Origin of the sequence: Arthrobacter sp. IK3 (assembly GCF_051337705.1) — a bacterium.
GTDB classification, from domain to species: Bacteria; Actinomycetota; Actinomycetes; order Actinomycetales; family Micrococcaceae; genus Arthrobacter_B; species Arthrobacter_B koreensis.
Genome location: NZ_JBPPSW010000004.1, coordinates 170,135 through 189,663, shown reverse-complemented (window position 1 = coordinate 189,663; position 19,529 = coordinate 170,135). Strand labels below are relative to the sequence as shown.

At 64.3% G+C, this 19,529-nt stretch carries 16 protein-coding genes and 2 tRNA genes; 9 read left to right on the top strand and 9 right to left on the bottom strand.

What is annotated here, in order from left to right:
* Positions 1–233: 233 nt before the first annotated feature.
* Positions 234–2,789, bottom strand: a complete 2,556-nt coding sequence (locus ACSLGO_RS07305; RefSeq protein WP_436400838.1) for a LuxR C-terminal-related transcriptional regulator — start codon at positions 2,787–2,789, stop codon at positions 234–236.
* A 167-nt stretch (positions 2,790–2,956) separates the two neighbouring features.
* Between ACSLGO_RS07305 and ACSLGO_RS07300 the strand changes: the two genes are divergently transcribed.
* The gene (locus ACSLGO_RS07300) at positions 2,957–3,430 is read left to right on the top strand and encodes a hypothetical protein (protein ID WP_436400762.1); all 474 of its coding nucleotides are present in this window, start codon (positions 2,957–2,959) and stop codon (positions 3,428–3,430) included.
* Positions 3,431–3,531: 101 nt separating this feature from the next.
* Here the strand turns inward: ACSLGO_RS07300 and ACSLGO_RS07295 are convergent, their stop codons facing one another.
* Both ACSLGO_RS07295 and ACSLGO_RS07290 read right to left on the bottom strand, forming a co-directional pair.
* The gene (locus ACSLGO_RS07295) at positions 3,532–3,921 is read right to left on the bottom strand and encodes an HU family DNA-binding protein (protein ID WP_325786751.1); all 390 of its coding nucleotides are present in this window, start codon (positions 3,919–3,921) and stop codon (positions 3,532–3,534) included.
* Positions 3,922–4,044: 123 nt separating this feature from the next.
* Positions 4,045–6,210 (bottom strand): RecQ family ATP-dependent DNA helicase, encoded by a 2,166-nt coding sequence (locus ACSLGO_RS07290; RefSeq protein WP_387006761.1) that lies wholly within the window; start codon positions 6,208–6,210, stop codon positions 4,045–4,047.
* A gap of 120 nt (positions 6,211–6,330) precedes the next feature.
* On the opposite strand from ACSLGO_RS07290, the gene ACSLGO_RS07285 reads away from it, so the two are divergent.
* Both ACSLGO_RS07285 and ACSLGO_RS07280 read left to right on the top strand, forming a co-directional pair.
* Positions 6,331–7,737 (top strand): phosphomannomutase/phosphoglucomutase, encoded by a 1,407-nt coding sequence (locus ACSLGO_RS07285; RefSeq protein WP_091608226.1) that lies wholly within the window; start codon positions 6,331–6,333, stop codon positions 7,735–7,737.
* Between the two features lie 4 nt (positions 7,738–7,741).
* Positions 7,742–8,212, top strand: a complete 471-nt coding sequence (locus tag ACSLGO_RS07280; RefSeq protein WP_091608231.1) for a hypothetical protein — start codon at positions 7,742–7,744, stop codon at positions 8,210–8,212.
* A 61-nt stretch (positions 8,213–8,273) separates the two neighbouring features.
* Here ACSLGO_RS07280 and ACSLGO_RS07275 read toward each other — a convergent pair whose 3' ends face one another.
* Positions 8,274–10,169, bottom strand: coding sequence for a phosphoenolpyruvate carboxykinase (GTP) (locus tag ACSLGO_RS07275; protein ID WP_152275033.1), 1,896 nt, complete (start codon positions 10,167–10,169; stop codon positions 8,274–8,276).
* A 305-nt stretch (positions 10,170–10,474) separates the two neighbouring features.
* Here ACSLGO_RS07275 and ACSLGO_RS07270 point away from each other — a divergent pair.
* Both ACSLGO_RS07270 and ACSLGO_RS07265 read left to right on the top strand, forming a co-directional pair.
* Positions 10,475–10,550 (top strand) — tRNA-Arg (locus tag ACSLGO_RS07270).
* Between the two features lie 120 nt (positions 10,551–10,670).
* On the top strand, positions 10,671–12,095 hold the full coding sequence (locus ACSLGO_RS07265; RefSeq protein WP_325786698.1) for a dihydrolipoyl dehydrogenase family protein: 1,425 nt from the start codon (positions 10,671–10,673) through the stop codon (positions 12,093–12,095).
* Here ACSLGO_RS07265 and ACSLGO_RS07260 read toward each other — a convergent pair whose 3' ends face one another.
* The 3 genes from ACSLGO_RS07260 to upp all read right to left on the bottom strand — a co-directional run bounded on the left by ACSLGO_RS07260 (position 12,096) and on the right by upp (position 14,749).
* On the bottom strand, positions 12,096–12,623 hold the full coding sequence (locus ACSLGO_RS07260) for a SixA phosphatase family protein (RefSeq protein ID WP_091608237.1): 528 nt from the start codon (positions 12,621–12,623) through the stop codon (positions 12,096–12,098). It abuts the gene before it with no gap.
* A 124-nt stretch (positions 12,624–12,747) separates the two neighbouring features.
* Entirely contained in the window at positions 12,748–13,602 is an 855-nt protein-coding gene (locus ACSLGO_RS07255) for a winged helix-turn-helix domain-containing protein (RefSeq protein WP_091608239.1), read from the bottom strand.
* A 511-nt stretch (positions 13,603–14,113) separates the two neighbouring features.
* Complete coding sequence (gene upp / locus ACSLGO_RS07250) at positions 14,114–14,749, bottom strand: uracil phosphoribosyltransferase (protein WP_091608242.1); 636 nt, start codon at positions 14,747–14,749, stop codon at positions 14,114–14,116.
* Between the two features lie 79 nt (positions 14,750–14,828).
* Here upp and tadA point away from each other — a divergent pair, with 79 nt between their 5' ends.
* The 3 genes from tadA to ACSLGO_RS07235 all read left to right on the top strand — a co-directional run bounded on the left by tadA (position 14,829) and on the right by ACSLGO_RS07235 (position 16,043).
* Positions 14,829–15,323, top strand: coding sequence for a tRNA adenosine(34) deaminase TadA (tadA, locus tag ACSLGO_RS07245; protein WP_263128178.1), 495 nt, complete (start codon positions 14,829–14,831; stop codon positions 15,321–15,323).
* Positions 15,324–15,379: 56 nt separating this feature from the next.
* On the top strand, positions 15,380–15,868 hold the full coding sequence (locus ACSLGO_RS07240) for a pyridoxamine 5'-phosphate oxidase family protein (protein ID WP_091608247.1): 489 nt from the start codon (positions 15,380–15,382) through the stop codon (positions 15,866–15,868).
* An 85-nt stretch (positions 15,869–15,953) separates the two neighbouring features.
* Positions 15,954–16,043: transfer RNA gene (locus tag ACSLGO_RS07235), tRNA-Ser, on the top strand.
* Between the two features lie 58 nt (positions 16,044–16,101).
* Here the strand turns inward: ACSLGO_RS07235 and ACSLGO_RS07230 are convergent.
* A complete protein-coding gene (locus tag ACSLGO_RS07230) occupies positions 16,102–17,514 on the bottom strand; it encodes a PLP-dependent aminotransferase family protein (RefSeq protein ID WP_436400761.1) in 1,413 nt (470 codons plus the stop codon).
* Between ACSLGO_RS07230 and ACSLGO_RS07225 the strand changes: the two genes are divergently transcribed.
* Positions 17,513–18,505 carry a DMT family transporter gene (locus tag ACSLGO_RS07225; protein WP_387006746.1) on the top strand — a complete coding sequence of 331 codons (993 nt, stop codon included), beginning with the start codon at positions 17,513–17,515 and terminating at the stop codon, positions 18,503–18,505. The genes ACSLGO_RS07230 and ACSLGO_RS07225 overlap by 2 nt on opposite strands.
* Here the strand turns inward: ACSLGO_RS07225 and ACSLGO_RS07220 are convergent.
* Positions 18,502–19,521, bottom strand: a complete 1,020-nt coding sequence (locus ACSLGO_RS07220) for a DUF808 domain-containing protein (RefSeq protein ID WP_263128175.1) — start codon at positions 19,519–19,521, stop codon at positions 18,502–18,504. The genes ACSLGO_RS07225 and ACSLGO_RS07220 overlap by 4 nt on opposite strands.
* Positions 19,522–19,529 lie beyond the last annotated feature (8 nt).

Genomic DNA, 19,529 nt, shown 5'->3' with positions numbered 1-19,529 from the left:
CGTAGCGTAAACTTGCGGTGCAAATTGGACCAAAGACCCGCGCGAGGCGTATATGCGAACTATCAATTCCGGGAGCGTCACAGCTGCAGCCACACTCAGTGTCGCTGTCAGAACCGGTGTACTTTCGGGAAGAGAAAGTCCTTGGGACCGCCAGCGAGCGCGTAGACCACGGTCACCCGCGAGAACGGAGGCCTCGGCGGTGCATCAGACGTTGGTAAGTGTTATGTCCAGCCTTACGCTGTGCCCTGAAGCCTCGCCGGCGAGACCCCGGCACCCTGCTGGGCCTCGTACCAGGCAAGAATGCCTTTCCTGCCCCGCACCTCGAGCTTCTTGGCAATACGCGCCACAGAGCTCTCCACAGTTCGCACAGAAACAGACAGCCGGTCGGCGATCTCCCTGTTACTCGCACCCGTAACAACCTCACGGATGAAATCCCACTCACGGTCGCTCACGCGCACACCCAGAAAACGGCGGTGGGAACGCATCTGGAACGCCGGCGGAACCCGGCGCTTCAAATCTCGGACACGGAGTCCAAGCACCGCAGCCTCAGCATCACCTTCAGGTGCCGGCTGGAAGTCCAGCACGTTCTCGAGCGTCGACATCGTCCATCCAGGGAGCCCCATCGCCTCAAGCTCGTCAGCCAGTTGGACCAGTTTGTTTACGTCCCTGTCGACCATCGCCGTGAAGTGCCCCGTATCTACAGCCAGCAGATGACCATCGATCTGAGCGAATCTTTCACGGTCCTGCCCCAGCAGCTCCGGTTGAAATGACACTTCCTGAGAGAAGAGATAGCAGTGCACCGCGGCCACGCGGGCACCTCTCGCCCAAAGCCGGTCACCAGCGGAACGGAGCAGCTGGGCGCTCTCAATGACCGACCCTTCATGCACCAGGAGCCGAGCGCGAGCAAGATCCCTCTGTTGGTGGAGAAGACCCCCGTCCGCCACCTTCACCTGATCCATCTCGGCGATGTATCGCCGTGCCAATCCGGCATCATCCCGTATGAGCGCGACGAGAACCGCGGTATTCAGGATCCCCAGCTGGAACACCCCGGGCAGCTCAGTACTACCGACCCCAAGGGCGGGGCTCAGTATCTCTTCCAGACCGTCCCAGTCATCGAGATACAGGAGCGCCATGCACGCCAGCCAGCCGTAGGCCCGCATGATCGATATGTTCAGGCCCTCCACCGCCTGCAGGAACTTAGTTCGCGCAAACCCCGCCACCTCACGGAGACGGCCCTCGTAAAGGTCGAGCAGCTTCTCTAAAAACTCCATCTGATGAGGTATCAGGCCCGACGGCGCAGTCGAGATATCCGCCAGGTTTCTTCTGGCTTCAGATGTGCTGCCCCGCACTACGCAAACCATTGCCCGGGCCAGCGCCAGCATGTCGTTGACCACTACCGGAGACCCCTCGGACGAAGCCAATAGCCTCTCATAGCCCTCTGGGATCGTCCCGAGCATCGCCTGCAGCTGCGCAATCTTGGCCAGGGCGATTTGTCCGCCGTCGCTCTTCTGACCCGCCACTTCGCGAAGAAGCTCGATCGCTGCGCCCAGATCACCAACGCGATAGGCCAGCCAGCTGGCCCGCGCGATCAGGTAACTGGCACCACTCAATGAAATTGAGGCCCTATCGGGCTCGGGCGTGCGCCTCAACACCTCGTCATAATCAGGCCCCGCGGTCCTGTCCCAGAGCATGGTACCGATATATCTCGCCGCATTCTGGGGTGAAGGGTCTGCTTCCCAGACACGTTGGGCCTCAACCTTTTGGGACCGAGTGTGACCGTTGGCCACACTCGCGAGGGTTGAGACCTGCACCGAAATAGGAGTGATCTCCAATGTCCCGGAAAGAGCAGGCTCGAACCCGTCTTGTGTAACCGCCCACTCCCCCAGACGCACTCTGCGGGACTCTGGCATTTCATCCCGCAGAAAAGCAGACAGGACAGGTGGATGCACAACAACGGTTGGCTCTGTCCTGCCAAATATCTTGATGAAACCGCGAGCCTCCAGCTCTTCGATCACCTCCCAGTCGGCAACCTCGCGTGCAAGACGAAGAGGGACACGGTCCGCCAGGGAGAACAACCCCAGCGTGCCGCGAGCGATGGGGGTGAGGCCCGCCAGCAAAGCAGCGAATGAACCCCGAAGTGACGGATCATAAAGGTCGCCCGTGCCGCCCCATGAACCCGCCCCCTCCCTGACACGCCGCCCTTTCACGGCGCCGTCGACAAGTGACATGGCGATGCCGATGTGACCGCCGGACTGAACAAAGACTTCATTGACAAGCACTGACGTCACAGGTCCGCCAAGTTTTCGTTCAAGCGCGACCTGCAGCTCATCCAAACGGACTGGGCCCAACTCGACCTCCAAGGAGGGCGAGACCTCTGACTCCACACCGGCATGACGGTCCATACGCCTGGATATCGCCACCGGGACACCCGACCTGTGTCGCACGGCCTGAATCACGCCACGCGTCAGGTCATCAAGGTCATCCCAGTCGTCAACAAGAATCACCGACTTGCCGGCAACAAGCTCCGCGAGCTGCTCGGCGACAACTGCCAGGGTGGCTGATCCGGACCGGGGTACCTTGCCTATCGGGAGCGAAGAGACCTGGAGGGCGGCCAGCGGCTGCGCCCTAAGGGCCGAGATACCCCTAATGCACACGGTGTGAAAACCCGCCGCCGTAAGACCCTCACCGAGCGACTTCAAGAAGGTACTTCGGCCGCTTCCTTTTGTCCCGACCACCTCAACATTGATGCCGGCAGATAACTTCGCCAAAGCAACTTGCAGGCTATCCACCCGAACCAAAGACGCTCTCCTTCGCAGAGGTGCCCAATCAGGACCCCTCGTCAGTCTCGTAACTCAGGATACCCGTCTGACAACAACCGCTCCGGACAAGGATTACTACTGCATTCAGGCTGAATCTGTACTGCAAATAGGGAAATTCGCAACTACCAATCACACCCGTGACCAAGACTTGGAAGCGCGTTCACACTTTCAAAAACGCGATCCGCGCGTCCGTAGGCCACCTCAGAGGGAGAAAAGTGATCGGTAACCGGAGTGACGTGAATGTTGCCCCCGAGCACCACGGGCTCACTCGTGAGCACCCAACGTACTGCGGGGGCGCACGTCGTATCGCCAGGCTTGTACTCGACAAGTACCCCTCGGGATCCGAAATATCCCTCGACGCCTATCTCGACGACGACACTCTGGACTGCGGGCCGGTCAGCGGCGTGGATGGTGCAGTACTTATCGACGATGTCAGTGACATCGAAGATGGTCTTGAAATCGAACGAATTGTGGCCGGATGGAGTTACACAGTGCTCCTCACATCCAAGTGCTGCTCGTGGTTCAGGATCACCCCAGACACCGGAGAATCGACGATCGTGCTGCAACGCGCAGTCGAAGCCGGCAACCCTGTTCAGCACTGCAGCTGCTGAACAACCCGACCAGCCAAAGCCATTCCCCGACGATGGCTGGTCGTTCCCCCCAAGGCAGAAGCCCCGAGTGTACCCCTCGGGGCTTCTGTCTTTCCCGGCTTCTAGGAAGCGTCTTCTTTGTCTTTGTCGTCAACTCCCGGAGCCGGCTCATGGTGAGGCTTCGCCCCGATCTTGCGGTTGACCGCTCGCGTGGCCGAAAATTTCAACACCGCGTAGTCACCAACGGTCTCGGGATTCTCGCTCCCCTCGAGCTTGCCCTCTTCGTTGATTCTCTGAACCCGGTGCCCCTTGTGCTTCTGCGGGTAGAACTTACCGAACCCCGTTAGAGTGAGCCGATCACCATTCTCGACAATCTCGAGAATCTCTTCGATAACTGCCTCGTACACATCCGTTGCAACCCGAACCGGCACACCTGCGCGGCGAGCAACGCGAACTAGGAACTCCCTTTTATTCACGCGGCCGCCACCGTCATCGTCACCATCGTTGACCATCACGTTTTCTCCAAATAGTCGTCTCAGCCAGAACAGTCCAACCTCATACGATAGAACCTCAGCGCAACTCCTAGCCCGCAGGGCACTACTGACCGGGCAATACCGCTTCCAGGCCTGCCCCGCTCAGGCCTTCAGCGCCAGCACGAACGGCAGGACGGATTCAACACCGGCCAGGCGCAGGGTGCGGCCGGCTTCGGTGAGCGTCCAGCGGCTGTCCGCGAAGTCATCCACCAGCAGCACCGGCCCGGGATTCTCCGCGAACCAGGCCGCTCCCTCCGGTGGAACCGCGAACTGTTCCCAGACCGAAGCCAGACGGAAGGCACTGTTGCCGCCGGAGCCGCCGGTCGGTCCGCCGTGCGGCAGCTGCAGGGCCCCCAGATACGGAATCCGACCCAGTTCGGAAAGCCCCTGCGCCAGCGACGCCACCAGCTGCGGCCGGGTCCGGCTCGGGACAGACACGATCGCCACCGGACGCTGGTCCCAGCCCCACTGTGCCAGCACCTGAACACAGCCGTTGAGCAGCCCCTGGTCCACCGGGGCGTCTTCGGCCCCGGGACCGAAGATTTCCCGCAGCCGTCCGCCCCAGCCCAGATCGGTCAGGCGGGCGAGCGCACGTCCGGTGGAGACAGCGGCGTCGGGCTTGATCTTTCCCTTGACCGGCACCCCCAGCCGGTCCATTCCGCTGGGGTACATGCCGCGCGGATCGATGTCCACGCCCACCCGTGACAGGGCCTGCCCGGCGCTGTCTGCGGCTTCGCTGGCTACCTCGTCCGAGTACCAGCGCCCGGCACAGTTGTCGCAGCGCCCGCACGGCGCCGCCGCCGGATCATCAAGCTGCCGGGACAGGAACTCCATCCGGCAGCCGCTGGTGTTCTCGTAATCCAGCATCGCCTGCTGTTCCCGCACCCGAGCGGCAGCGATCCGCTCGTAGCGTTCCCGGTCATAGCTCCACGGCTGCCCGGTCCCCCGCCACCCTCCGGTGACGCGTTCGACGGCGCCGTCCACGGCGAGCACCTTCAGCAGCAGTTCCAGCGGGGAACGCTTTAGGTTCACCAGGGTTTCGAGCGCACCCGTGGAGAGCACCGATCCATCCGCAAGCTCGCGGAGCACCGCATTAGCGGGACCCTCAGACGGCATGGAGGACGTGGCGAAGTACTCCCAGATGTCCCTGTCCTCGGCACCGGGCAGCAGCAGGACGTCCGCGTTGGGAGTGCCGCGGCCGGCTCGGCCAACCTGCTGGTAGTAGGCCACGGGGGACGAAGGAGCACCCAGGTGGACCACAAAGCCCAGGTCCGGCTTGTCGAAGCCCATGCCCAGCGCGCTGGTAGCCACCAGCGCCTTGACCTCGTTGTTCTTCAGGGCCGCCTCTGCCGCTTCCCGGTCTGCCGGATCCGTGCGGCCGGTGTAGGCGAGGACGGGGTGTCCCGCTTTCTGCAGAAGGCGCGCGGTGTCCTCCGCGGCTGAGACGGTGAGCGCGTAGATGATGCCGCTTCCGGGGAGCTCCTCGATGTGTGTCAGCAGCCAGGCGAGCCTGCTGCGCGGGCTGGGCAGCCGCAGCACACCGAGCCGCAGTGAGTCCCGGGCCAGCGCACCGCGGATGGTGAAGACCTCTTCCCCGCCGGCAGCGAGCTGCTCTTCCACATCCTTCACCACCCGGGTATTCGCGGTGGCAGTGGTGGCGAGGACCGGCACGGAATGCGGAAGCTGTTCAATCAGGTGCCGGATGCGGCGGTAGTCCGGCCGAAAGTCGTGCCCCCAGTCGGAGATGCAGTGGGCCTCATCGATCACCAGCAGGCCTGAGCGCCGGACCAGTTCGGGCAGGTGGTTCTCCCGGAAACCCGGGTTGTTCAGCCGTTCCGGGGAGACAAGGAGCACATCCACCGTGTCCGCTTCCAGGCGGGCGGAGATGTCCTGCCATTCAAGCTGGTTGGCCGAGTTGATCGCGGCGGCGCGGACTCCTGCCCGGGCGGCAGCGGCAACCTGGTCCCGCATCAGGGCAAGCAGCGGGGAGACGATCAGCGTGGGCCCGGCACCCCGGGCACGCAGCAGCAGGCTGGCCACGAAGTAGACCGCGGACTTGCCCCAGCCGGTGCGCTGAACGACCAGTGCACGCCTCCCTCCCCTGACCAGGGCCTCAATCGCCTCGTACTGGCCTTCGTGGAACTCGGCGTCGTCCCTGCCCACGAGTGCGCGCAGCAGGGCTGTTGCTTCCGTGCGCAGGGCAGCGGCGTCGTCGGGTTCGGATGAAGCGGGGAGGGCTGTGGCGTGCTGGGCGGATACCGGTTCCATACCTTCCACTATTCCAGCCGCCACGGACAGGATCCGACGCCGCGGGAAGAGATTGTGGAAAACACCTCCCGGCGGCGGGCATGCTCCGGCCCGCAGCGTGCCCCCTATAGACTGCAAGGCGTGACTACTGCATTCGATCTTTCTGCGTCCTTCAAGGCCTATGACGTCCGTGGTGTTGTTGGCGAGACCATCACCCCGGAAATCGTGAAGGCCGTCGGCGCTGCCTTCGTCGACGTCCTCGGCCTGGCCGGGGAGACCGTCCTGGTGGGAGGGGACATGCGCCAGTCCTCCCCCGAGTTCATCAAGGACTTCGCCTCCGGCGCCACCGCCCGCGGAGCCTACGTCCTGCTGCTGGACCTCATCTCCACCGATGAGCTGTACTACGCGTGCGGTTCGCTGAACGCGGCGGGCGTGACCTTCACGGCCAGCCATAACCCGGCCCAGTACAACGGCATCAAGATGGCCAAGGCCGGAGCCATTCCGATCTCCTCGGAAACCGGACTGAAGGAAATTCAGGAAGCCGCCGAGCGCTACCTCAACGACGGCGTCATCAACTCGGTGGAGACACCGGGCCAGATCAGCGTGCGGGACGTCCTCGGCGACTACTCCGCCTACCTGCGCGGCCTGGTGGACCTGCGCGGCATCCGCCCGCTGAAGGTAGTGGTGGACGCGGGCAACGGCATGGCCGGCCTCACTACGCCCGCGGTCCTGGGGAACTCCATCCTCCCCGGACTGCCGCTGGACATCATTCCGCTGTACTTCGAGCTGGACGGCTCCTTCCCCAACCACCCGGCAAACCCGCTGGAACCGGAGAACCTCCGGGACCTGCAGGCCGCCGTCGTCGAACACGGCGCTGACCTGGGCCTGGCGTTCGACGGCGATGCTGACCGCTGCTTTGTCATCGACGAACTCGGTGCCCCGGTGAGCCCCTCGGCCATCACCGCCCTGGTGGCACGCCGCGAGATCGCCCGCGCCAAGGCAGCCGGTGAAGAAGTCCCGGTGATTATCCACAACCTGATTACCTCCCGCGCCGTTCCCGAACTGGTACAGGCCTCCGGCGGGCGTGCAGTCCGCACCCGTGTAGGCCATTCCTTCATCAAGGCGCTGATGGCCTCGGAAGGTGCCGTGTTCGGCGGCGAGCACTCCGCGCATTACTACTTCCGCGACTTCTACAACGCTGATACCGGCATGCTGGCCGCCATGCACGTGCTGGCTGCCCTGGGCGAACAGGAGCTGCCGCTGTCTGACCTGGCCCGCGAGTACGAGCCGTACTTCTCCTCCGGAGAGATCAATTCAAAGCTCGACGACGTCCAGGCCGCCGTGGACCGGGTGCGCAACGAGTACGACCGTCCCGGCGTCACCGTCGACGAGATGGACGGCCTGACCTTCACCTCAGATGACGGACAGTGGTGGTTCAATCTCCGCGCGTCCAACACCGAACCCTTCCTCAGGCTTAACGCCGAGGCAGAGGACCTTTCCACGATGGAAATGGTCCGCGACCGTGTCCTTGAACTAGTTAGGAAATGAGCTCATGGCTGATGTTGAACTGACCGGCGGGGAACCTTCCGCCCAGGTACAGGATGACCTGAACTCGCTGCTGGGCACCGCCCTCGGTGTCACGCAGGAACAGCTCGAAGCGCAGGGTGCCTTCCTGCCCGCCGCCCTGGTGGTGCAGGCCGACGGTGAGCTGCGCATGGTCGCTGTCTCCCCCGAGGAGAGCGACGAGGACCTGGATGCCGAGGCCATGATCGATGACCTCTACACCGTCCTGCGCGACCAGAAGGACCAGAACCGCGCAGTAGCCGTGTTCTCGGACATCACCCTCCCGGACGAGGGCACCGACGCCATCCACGTTGTGGCGGAACACTCCGAAGGCGTGTGCATCTCGGCAATCCAGACCTACTCGCAGGAGGACGGGGCCTGGACTTTCAACGACCCCATCTGGGAATCCGGCGAGCCGATCGTCTGGGCGGCAGACACCGAAGAGCCTTCCGAGTCCTGATCCCGGCTCAAACCAAAAACAGGCCCCGCACTCCACGTGCGGGGCCTGTTTTTGGCTGAGCCTACTTTGCGGCCGCGAACCGTTCCTTGAGTTCAGCCAGCTTGGCCGAGAGCTCCTCAGGCAGTGACGCGCCGAAGCGGGCGTACCACTCGTCGATGCCGGCCAGTTCGGTCTCCCATTCCGCCGGATCCACGCGCACGGCTGCTTCGACGTCGGCCGGGGTCATGTCCAGGCCCTGGAGGTCGATCGAATCGCCGGTGGGCACAAAGCCAATCGGGGTTTCGACGGCGTCTGCCTTGCCTTCGAGGCGCTCGATGACCCACTTAAGCACACGGGAGTTCTCGCCGAAACCGGGCCACGCGAAACCGCCGTCGGCAGTGCGGCGGAACCAGTTGACCAGGAAGATGGCCGGGAGCTTCTCCTGGTTGGCCTTGGCGCTGAGGGTGATCCAGTGCTTGAGGTAGTCACCGGCGTCGTAGCCGATGAAGGGCAGCATGGCCATCGGGTCACGGCGGACCACACCCACGGCGCCGGCGGCAGCGGCCGTGGTTTCCGAAGAAAGTGTTGAACCCATGAAGATGCCGCTGGCCCAGTCCCGCGCCTGGGTCACCAGGGGAACGGTGGTCTTGCGGCGTCCGCCGAAGAGGATCGCGGAAACGGGCACGCCGTTCGGGGAATGGTATTCCTCGGCCAGCATGTCGATCTGGTCGATAGGGGTGCAGAAGCGGGAGTTCGGGTGCGCTGCCGGGGTGCCCGCTTCCGGAGTCCAGTCGTTTCCGCGCCAGTCCGTCAGGTGTGCCGGCGTCTCGTCCGTCATGCCTTCCCACCAGACTCCGCCGTCGTCGGTCAGGGCCACGTTGGTGAAGATGGAGTTGCCCTTGGCAATGGCGCGCATCGCGTTCGGGTTGGTGCTCCAGCCGGTGCCTGGGGCGACGCCGAAGAGGCCTGCCTCAGGGTTGGTGGCACGGAGTTCACCGTCGTGGCCGAAGCGCAGCCAGGTGATGTCATCGCCGAGGGTCTCAACTTTCCAGCCTTCGACCGTGGGGTCCAGCAGTGCCAGGTTGGTCTTGCCGCAGGCCGAGGGGAACGCAGCCGATACGTAGTAGTCCTTCTTTTCCGGGCTGGTGAGCTTCAGGATGAGCATGTGCTCGGCGAGCCAGCCCTCGTCCCGCGCCATGACCGACGCGATGCGCAGGGCATAGCACTTCTTGCCCAGCAGGGCGTTGCCGCCGTAGCCGGAGCCGTAGGAGTAGATGGATCGGTCTTCGGGGAAGTGCACAATCCACTTCTCCTCGTTGCACGGCCAGGAAACGTCTTCCTGTCCCTCTGCCAGAGGTGCACCCACGGAGTGCAGGGCGGGGACGAAGAAGGCATCCAGCTCTTCCATCTTCCGCAGCACGTCGGTGCCGATGCGCGCCATGATCCGCATGGACGCCACTACGTAGGCGCTGTCGGTGATTTCGACGCCGAACTTGGGGTCCTCGGCGTCGAGGTGGCCCATCACGAACGGGATCACGTACATGGTGCGTCCGCGCATTGAACCGGCGAAGAGCCCGTTCAGCTTGGTGCGCATTTCCGCCGGGTCCATCCAGTTGTTGGTGAAGCCTGCGTCTTCGCGCTTCTCGGAGCAGATGAACGTCTGCTCCTCCACACGGGCAACATCCTTGGGATCAGAGAAGGCCGCGAAGGAGTTGGGGAAGGTTTCAGGGTTCAGGCGAACCAGGGTGCCTGCCTCGACCAGCTCATCGGTGAGCGCCTTGTTCTCCGCCTCGGAACCATCGACCCAATAGACATCGGCGGGCTGCGTCAGCTCGGCCACTTCCTTGACCCATGCGAGCAGGGCACTGTGGGTGGTGGGTGCCTCGCTGGAGGCCCCCCTGATCTTGCTGTCCTGCAACTGGCTAGGAGCAGCGTTGCCGCTCTCATCGAGAACTAGCTGACGCGCGTCATCGCCCATGACTCTTCCCTTCGTTGGGTCACTGGTGTTTTTTGATGCTATTTCCAACCTCCGGGGGTCCAACGGCGAAAAGATGTTACCAATGTGGCGTGCGACTCCAAGTTTGCCTAGATTTCAGGGGCAGTTCAGCCTGCGGAACCCTTTTGTGTGACGAAGGTCATATAGACCGGTCTAGTTTTTCATCGTAACGGAACTCGATTTGGCGTTCTCCGCAGAACCCCGCTATAGTTATCTACGGCCAAACAGCCACGGAAGAACTTGAAAGAAGCAGGGGAAACCCGGCAACTTCCAGAATATTCCAAAATGCGTGCGTAGCTCAACGGATAGAGCATCTGACTACGGATCAGAAGGTTGGGGGTTCGAATCCCTTCGCGCGCACCACTGAAAACCCCGTCGAACCTGGATCAATCCCGGTTCGGCGGGGTTTTTTGCCGTCCGGGCACCGGCATTGCGGCCGGGGCCCACTTGCCCGCCGTCCCTGAGGCTGAAAAGCTCGGCGTCATGACTGAATCGCTGGAAACAGATGTAATTGTCCTTGGTGCAGGTGCTGCGGGTGAAAACGCCGCGGGCCGGGTAGTTGGCGCCGGGCTCGAGTCGATCATCGTTGAATCGGCCCTGGTAGGCGGGGAATGCTCCTACTGGGCCTGCATGCCCTCCAAGGCGCTGCTGCGCCCGGGCACTGCCCTAGCGGAAGCCAGCGCGGTGGATGGCTCGCGGGAAGCGGTTTCCGGCAGCCTGGACGTCCCGGCCGTGCTGCGGCGCCGCGATTCGTTTACCTCCAACTGGGACGACGCTTCCCAGGTTCAGTGGGTCAAGGACACGGGCATCGGACTGGTTCGCGGACGGGCCCGCCTCACCGGAGAGCGCACGGTCGAGGTAACGGACGACGCCGGCACTCGGGTGACCATCCGGGCGCGGCACGCCGTGGTGCTCGCCACGGGATCTGTTCCTGTTGAGCCCCCGGTGGACGGCCTGGCGGACGTGGAGTACTGGGGCACCCGGGAGGCAACCTCCTCCAGCGAGGTGCCGGGGAGCCTCCTGGTCCTGGGAGGCGGGGTGGCCGGCACGGAGCTGGCCCAGGCGTACGCGCGGCTCGGTTCGAAAGTTTCCCTCGTGGCCCGGCACGGGGTCCTGGATTCGCTGCCTGCACCCGCCGCGAAACTGGTCATCGACGCGTTGGAGGCTGACGGCGTCGAAATCCACGGCAATACGTCTCCGGAGCGGATTTCCAGGGACGAGTCCGGCGCGATTGTCATGGATCTGCCGGGCGGACAGCGCCTGGCCGGGGACCGGCTGCTCGTGTCCACCGGCCGCCGACCCGCGCTGGACGGACTGGGACTCGAGGAGCTGGGCCTGGACCCGAACTCGCTGCGGACGGACGACTCCGGGCTGGTGGCAGGCGCCGCAAACTGGCTCTACGCCGTCGGCGACGCCGCAGGCAAGGTGCTCCTGACCCATCAGGGCAAGTACGAGGCGCGTGCTACCGGCTCCGCCATCGCAGCGCGGGCGCACGGCGAGATTGGCTTTGGCGAACCTCCGGCTTACAGCCGGTTCACCGCGACCGCGGACCACACGGCGGTCCCGCAGGTGGTCTTCACGGACCCGGAGATAGCCATTGTGGGACTGAGCCCGAAGGATGCGTCCGCCCGGGGCATCCGGGTGAGCGAAACGTCCCTGCCGCTGAGCGTGGCCGGATCCTCCCTGTTCGCTGACGGTTACACCGGATGGGCCCAGATGGTGGTGGACGAGGACCGCGGCATTCCCGTTGGATTCACGTTCGCGGGACCCGGGGTGGCGGAGCTGCTGCACGCTGCCACGATCGCGGTTACCGGGCAGGTGCCGCTGGACCGTCTCTGGCATGCCGTTCCGGCCTACCCCACGATCAGCGAGGTGTGGCTGCGCCTGCTGGAAAAATACGGGCTGTAGCTAGCCCCGGGGAACCACGAAATCAGTAACGCGGGCGTCTCGCCCGTCCAGCTCCGCCCACGGCACCTCCAGCTGCAGGACGGTCAGTCCGGAGGTCGGGTAGTGCGTGGCCATCTCCATGACGGCATCCTCATCCGATGCCACGGACGCCAGCCGCATGGCAACCTCCTGCACGCCCGGCATGTGCGCAATGACCAGCAGGCTCGAGACAGTCTCCGGCACGTGGTTGATAACGCTCAGAATGCGGGAAGCGGGGGCGTCGTACAGCCGGTCTTCGAGTTTGGCCGTGGGCGCCTTCTCCCCCAACTCGTCACAGACCCAGGTGCACGTCTGCCTGGTGCGCAGCGCGGAGGAGCAGAGGATAAAGTCCGGAACGGCGTCGTTCTCCCGCATCCAGATGCCTGCCTGCGGTGCGTCCCGGTGGCCGCGCCCCGAGAGCGGCCTTTCATGGTCCGAGGTGACTTCTCGCGGCCAGTCTGCCTTGGCATGCCGCAGCAGCATCAGTTTTTTCAGGTGGTGGCCGCTCATGGGCCCAGTCTATCGGCGTCCGGATTCCCGCCCGGCGGCCCCCACTCAACCGAAATGACAGAAAGTGCTGGTTTGAGCCCTCAAACCAGCACTTTCTGTCATCTCGATAGGGCCGCAGGGACAGCTAGATGCTGTACTCCGGGGCAGCCCAGACAACAACTTCGGGGTGTTCGTAGAAGCGGTAGCCCTGGCCGCGGACAGTGCGAACGGTGTTGGCGAGGCGGCCTAGCTTTGAGCGCAGGCGGCGGATGTGGACATCGATAGTCCGCTCGTTGGGCACTTCCTCGGCATTGCGCCACAGTCCAGAGAGCAGCTCTTCGCGCCCCACGGTCCGGGAGGCGTTCTCCACGAGGTAGTTCAGCAGTTCGAATTCCTTGAACGTCAGGTTCAGCGTCTCGCCGTCCAGGTGGACCTCGCGGCGGGAGAGATCAATCAGCACGCCGGAGGGGCGCGGTGCACTCTGCTGGACGGGCGACGGCGAGGAGACCTCCTGCCGCGGAGCACGGTTGACCGTGGGGTCGCCCAGGGCCTGGCGGACAACGTCAATGTCCGATCCGGATGCGCCCGACGGCGCCAGCGCAACGGCAGCATGGCTCTGCGCACCCGGGACCAGCGCCTGGACGTGCGCCCGGATTTCCTGTGCGAGTTTGGTCAGCGTGGTCCCGTTGGCGGCAGCAGTGTCCTCATCGAGGCCAACGTAGATCACGAAGCCGCGGGCAACGGTATCGCTGCCGACCGGCTGGGGGCCGGGAGTTCCGGACGGGGCCACGACCGGAGTCGGAGCGGTAATCGGCGTTCCCTCGCTGAGCGGGGAGCGCGGAGGGCGGATCCCGGTGGGAACAACCTGGCCGGGGAACTGCTGTCCCGTAACGGGCGCACCGAACGGGCGGGAAAACCCCGTGGGCCGTGCAGGCATTCCTGCGGCCCGGCTCTGGGCATTGCGGAGGGAGATGTGGACGTACCCGGATGCTACTGACATTTTGGGACCTCAGTGGTGAATTGCCGTCTGCACGGCACTATGCAGGGAGTGTGCCCAAGAGAGTGGCGCGGGGTTGCGCCCATCAGATGGACGGGTGTGTTGCCTGGGATGGGGGGTGTTTTTCCTAGGCCTGCATTCGACGACAGCAGCTCTTCCCGCCGGCATTGCTGCCAAAAAGAAGATCTGCGACACATGCTGTCGTGTGGATGTTCACGTTACGGATTATTGCATGTAACAAAGGCATACGCACAAGTAACAATGGTGCGGTTGTCTCACATGGTGGACCTAAATCGCCTAGTTGTGATCGATCTCACCCTTTACGGAAGTCGCGGCAGCAAACGCTTGGTATTCCCCAATCGGAATAAATCCCGGGCTTATCAGGGAATTTACGTCCTTAGCCCGTTAAAGTCACAGGCGGCTCATAAGCACACTTATGAACCGCCTGAAGTCAAGCGTCACCCGAATTGCCCACATAGTGAGACCAATACGGTGGTTTCCCGCGTTGTGGTGGCTAGTGGACGACGCCGTAGAGGCGATCTCCAGCATCTCCCAAGCCGGGCACGATATAGGCCTTTTCGTCGAGCCGCTCGTCGATGGAGGCCAGGACGATGGTGACGTTTGCGTCGGCCAGTTCCTCTTCCAGCACACTGAGGCCTTCCGGGGCTCCCAGCAGACAGATGCAGACGATTTCCGCGGCGCCCCGGTTGAACAGGAACTTAATGGCTTCGCGCAGCGTGCCGCCGGTGGCGAGCATTGGATCAAGGACGAAGACCTGGCGTCCGGTCAGGTCATCCGGCAGGCGCTCGGCGTAGGTGATGGCCTCGAGGGTCTCCTCATTGCGGGCCATGCCCAGGAAACCAACTTCTGCGGTGGGGACCAGCCGCGTCATGCCTTCGAGCATGCCCAGCCCGGCACGCAGGATCGGAACCACCAGCGGGGTGGGCTTCACGAGCCCGGTCCCGATGGTCGAGGTGACCGGGGTTTCAATATTGACGGGCTCAACCCGGACATTGCGGGTGGCTTCATACGCCAGCAGGGTCACGAGTTCTTCAGTCAGGAGCCGGAAGACGGGGGAAGGGGTGTCCTTATCCCGGAGTACCGTCAATTTGTGGGCTACGAGGGGATGATCCACTACTAGTACGCGCATGCTTCCAAACTACCATCGCGGCTTCTCCGCACCCCTGCGGATTTGGGGGCCCCACACGGAAATAGGGGACCATAGCCATATGGAATCGCCCACAGCTGCCCGGCAGGCCTGGATGGAGCTTGCCCTGGAGCAGGCGCGCGCCGCCCTGGACACCGGGGACGTGCCGATTGGCGCCGTCGTCGTAGGCCCGGACGGAAGCATCCTCGGCACTGGACGCAATGAACGGGAGGCGACGGGAGATCCCACAGCCCATGCCGAGGTGGTAGCGATCCGGGAGGCAGCGGCTGCGCTGGGTGAATGGCGGCTGGAGGGGTGCACCTTGGTGGTGACCCTCGAGCCGTGTGCCATGTGTGCCGGGGCGATTGTGCTCGCCAGGATTCCGCGGGTGGTGTTCGGAGCCTGGGACGAGAAGGCCGGCGCATCCGGCTCGGTGTTCGAGATCCTCCGGGAGCCCCGGCTCAACCACTGGGTTGAGGTATTCCCCGGCGTACGCGAGGACGAGTGCGCCCATCTGCTGCGGGAGTTTTTCGGCTCACGGCGTACGCTGCGCGGTTCCCAGGGCACACAACCCTAAGTATGCTTGCTTTTATTCGTGTACCCGACAACCGACCCCAAGAGCTAGGAGCAGGCATGACCTCGGAGCATCAAGAAGGCGTAGACCGCGTCGTCAAGATTCTTGAACACGCCAAGATCGGCAACCTGACAACCGTTGACCTCCAGGGCAACCTGGTGAGCCGTCCGCTGGCGCTGCAGGAGACCGATTCTGAGGGCAATCTTTGGTTCTTCACCCAGGACCCCTCCCCCAAGGCCGACGAGATCCGCGCCAACCCGCACGTCAATGTGGCTGTGGAGGACAAGAAGGGCTACCTCTCCGTCAGTGGACGTGCCGAAATCAGCCACGACCAGGAGAAGATCGAGCAGCTCTGGAATAGCTCTGCGTCTGCATGGTTCGAGCAGGGCCGGGAAGACCCGTCGATTGCCCTGATCAAGGTCAACAGCGACACGGCTGAGTACTGGGTGTCGGATGAACCCAAGATCGCCACCCTGTTCAAGATCGGCAAGAGCGCCGTAACGGGAGACACCCCGAACGTCGGCAAGAACGACGTCGTCGATCTCTAGTCCGCGCGTGCGCCCCGGCCCCGGAAAGCTGCGGGTCCGGGGCGTTTTGGGGCTGGAGCCAAACACCCGGTAAGGTTGTTCCGTTGGTGACGTGTCCGAGCGGCCGAAGGTGCAACACTCGAAATGTTGTTTGGTGTAAAAGCCAACGTGGGTTCAAATCCCACCGTCACCGCCAGCGAAAAAGGTCCGGATTCCCGCATGGGAAGCCGGACCTTTTTGGTTCCCCCCGCAGCCTAGGCGAGGCTATCCCGAAGCGCCTCGCCGATAATCTGTGCAGCATCGGGAAAGCGTCCGGGCGCAGGCCCCGAATAGTTGAGCCGGATGTAGCGGCCTGCGGGCTCCGCGGGGAACCAGTCGTCTCCGGCGGCAATCATCACTCCCCGGGATTCGCATTCCCGCGCCAGAATGTCCAGGTTCGTCTCCTGCGGCAACTGCACCCACAGATTCAGTCCGCCGCGGGGAAGTACTTCGAGGTGCGCTTCCGGAACGTGTTCACGGATGGCTCCGGCGAGAAGGTCCCGCCGTGCCGTCAGCTGCTGCCGCAGGTTCCTCAGGTGGGTCTTCCAGCCGGGATCCGTGACAACATCAAGGGCGGCTGACTGGAGGACACCGCTGACGTACATCGCCTGGGCCTGGCTGTCCGTGCGAATGCGGTCCAGCGCCGGGCCCCGCGCAATCAGCCCCGCGACACGCACCGCGGGGGAAACACTCTTGGTCAGGGACCGGATGTAGACAACATGCCCGCTGTCCTCCCGGGCTGCCAGCGGCTGCGACTGCGCGGTGATGCCGAAGTCATGCGCCCAGTCGTCCTCAATAAGGAAGGCGCCGCGGCCCCTGACGATCCCGAGGACAGCCTCCCCGAGCTCCCGTGACCACTGCGCGCCGGTCGGGTTGGCGAAGTTCGGCTGGGCGTAGAACGCACGCGCTCCGGTCTGCTCGAAGGCCCGGTCAAGGTCCGCGGGGTCCGGACCGGATGGCCCGCTGGGAACCGGGACGAGCTGGACCCCGACCTGCGCCGCCGCGAGCAGGGCACCCCAGTACGTGGGCGACTCGATGAGCAGCGGATTTCCGGCTCCCACCAGTGCACGGAAAAGGGTGCTCAGGCCGTTTTGGCTGCCCGGGAGAATCACGGTGTCACTGGCATTCGGTGCGCTGAGGCCCGGCGGGGTCACTGAACCCAGTTCTGAGGCAAACCACGACTGCAGGGCCGGCAGGCCCGCTGACGGAGGGCGGCCGACAGCGGCCTCACTCCGTCCGGCCCGGCCGAACGCGGCCCGGACAAGCCGCTCCGGCAGCAGATCCCTGTCCGGATAGCCCGAGTGCAGGGCGATGACGTCATGGGATGCGGTACGCAGCGCAGCTGACGGCAGCGCTGCCAGCTGCCGGGGTGAACCAAGTGCGGCAGTCTGCCAGCCGTAGTCGCTGGGACGCGGAGTACGGACCGTGCGGACGAAAGTACCGACGCCGGGCCTGGACTCGATCAGCCCTTCGCCAATAAGGGTCCGCAGTGCTTTCTGCACGGTGACAGGGCTCGCCTCGAACTGTTCCACGAGCCGGCGCGTAGACGGCAGCTGGGCCCCGGCCGGTGCGGCCGCTATCCAGTTCCGCACTGCCGTGACGATCCGCTCGCTGCTACTGTTGGACATGAAGCTACACGATACCGCTACTCATATTTCCGCGAAACCGATACCGCCAGGCTCCTTCGGACTGTGGTGGGCGCTGCTGGGCGTCACCGTTTTTTCCTTCACGGTCCCCTTTACCCGCATAGCGGTCGAGGACGGGAGCATGTCCCCGCTGTTTGTGGGCGCTGGCCGTGCGGTGGCCGCGGCCCTGCTGGCAGGCGGAGCACTGTTCATCACGCGGCAGAAAGCTCCCCGCGGCCGGCAGTGGATCCAGGTTGGCGTGGTGGCCGGCGGCGCGGTTGCCGGTTTCCCGCTGCTGACGTCTTTTGCCCTGACAGCAGTCCCTGCGAGCCACGGGGCCGTAGTCATCGCGGCGCTGCCTGCTGCCACCGCTGTGGCCGCAGTCCTTCGGACAGGAGAACGCCCGGTCCGTTCATTCTGGTTGGCTGCGGGCGCCGGGACTCTTGCTGCCCTGTGCTTCGCCCTGTTTCAGGGCGGCGGGTTCGGCACCCTCCACGGCTCCGATCTGCTGCTGTTCGCCGCGGTGATCGTCTGCGCAGTTGGCTATGCGGAGGGCGGCATCCTGTCCCGGAGCCTGGGCTCATGGCAGACCATTTCCTGGGCCCTGGTACTGGCCTCGCCCCTGATGGCTGTGCTGACCGGACTCGCGGTGGCCCAACAGCCTCCGGCAGGGACCGCTGCCCAGTGGGGAGCCTTCGCCTACCTGTCCGCAGCCAGCATGTTCCTTGGATTCATCGCCTGGTACCGGGGCCTGTCGATCGGGCCCATGGCACAGGTCAGCCAGGTCCAGCTGGCGCAGCCGGTCATGACTATCTGCTGGGCCGCGGTCATTCTCCAGGAGTCCATTGGCCGGCAGACCGTCCTCGGCGGAGTCACTGTGGTGGGCTGCGCGCTCCTGGCTGTCCGTGCCCGGAACACAAGCGTGCCCCTCCCGGCGCGAGTCGGGGCGGGAAGCGCTCCGCCCGCGGCGGATCGCACACCCTCTCCCGGCTAGCCTGCGTCGGGATTCGCCTTCTTCGGCCGGTGCCCGGCGAGCGCGGCCCGGGTGTCGCCGGGCTCGTGCCCGTCCTTCTTCTTGCCGAACGGCAGGATCTTCTTCAACGGCACCAGGGCGGCCATGACTACCAGGCCCCAGGCCAGGCCGGCGACGGCCGAGCACAGGGTGTTGACGAGCCAGCCGAGGAATCCGCCCACAACCGCTATCCCGGTGAAGGGATGCTCCAGTACATGCACAAGGTCATAGGGCGCGTGCCAGCCCAGGTCCGATGCGCCCACCAGCATGATGTGGCCGCCTACCCAGAGCATGGCGATGGTTCCCACGAAGGTAATGGCAGCCAGCACGGACGGCATGCCCTTGACCAGCAGTCCGCCCACGCGCTTGGAGGCCTGGGAGTCCTTGGTTGCCAGGTGCAGGCCAATGTCGTCCATCTTCACGATCAGCCCAACGGCGCCGTAGACGAGCACCGTGATCGCGATTGCCACAACTACGAGGATGACGGCACGGATCCAGATGGAAGCGTCCCCCACCTCGTTCATGGCGATGACCATGATTTCGCAGGAGAGGATGAAGTCGGTGGTGATGGCGCCCTTGATGACCTTGGACTCGGCGTCGGGCCCCCGTTCGACTGCGGGCTCCTTCTTCGCCTCATGGCGTCCAAAGAACTTGTGCCAGACCTTCTCCGCGCCCTCATAGCAGAGGTAAGTGCCGCCGAGCATGAGAATGAACGGGATGATTCCCGGGATGAATGCGCTGATCAGCAGCAGCGCCGGCAGGATGATGAGCAGCTTGTTGCGCAGCGACCCCCAGAAGATCTTCTTGATCATGGGCAGTTCACGGGACGGATCCGCCCCGGACACGTACTGCGGTGTCACTGCGGCGTCATCAATAACGACGCCGGCGGCCTTGGCTCCCGCTTTCGCGGCGCCTGCCGCGATGTCATCCACCGAGGCTGCCGCGATGCGGGCCAGGGCAGCGACGTCGTCCAGCAGCGCTACGAGTCCGCCGCTCACAGCCTGCC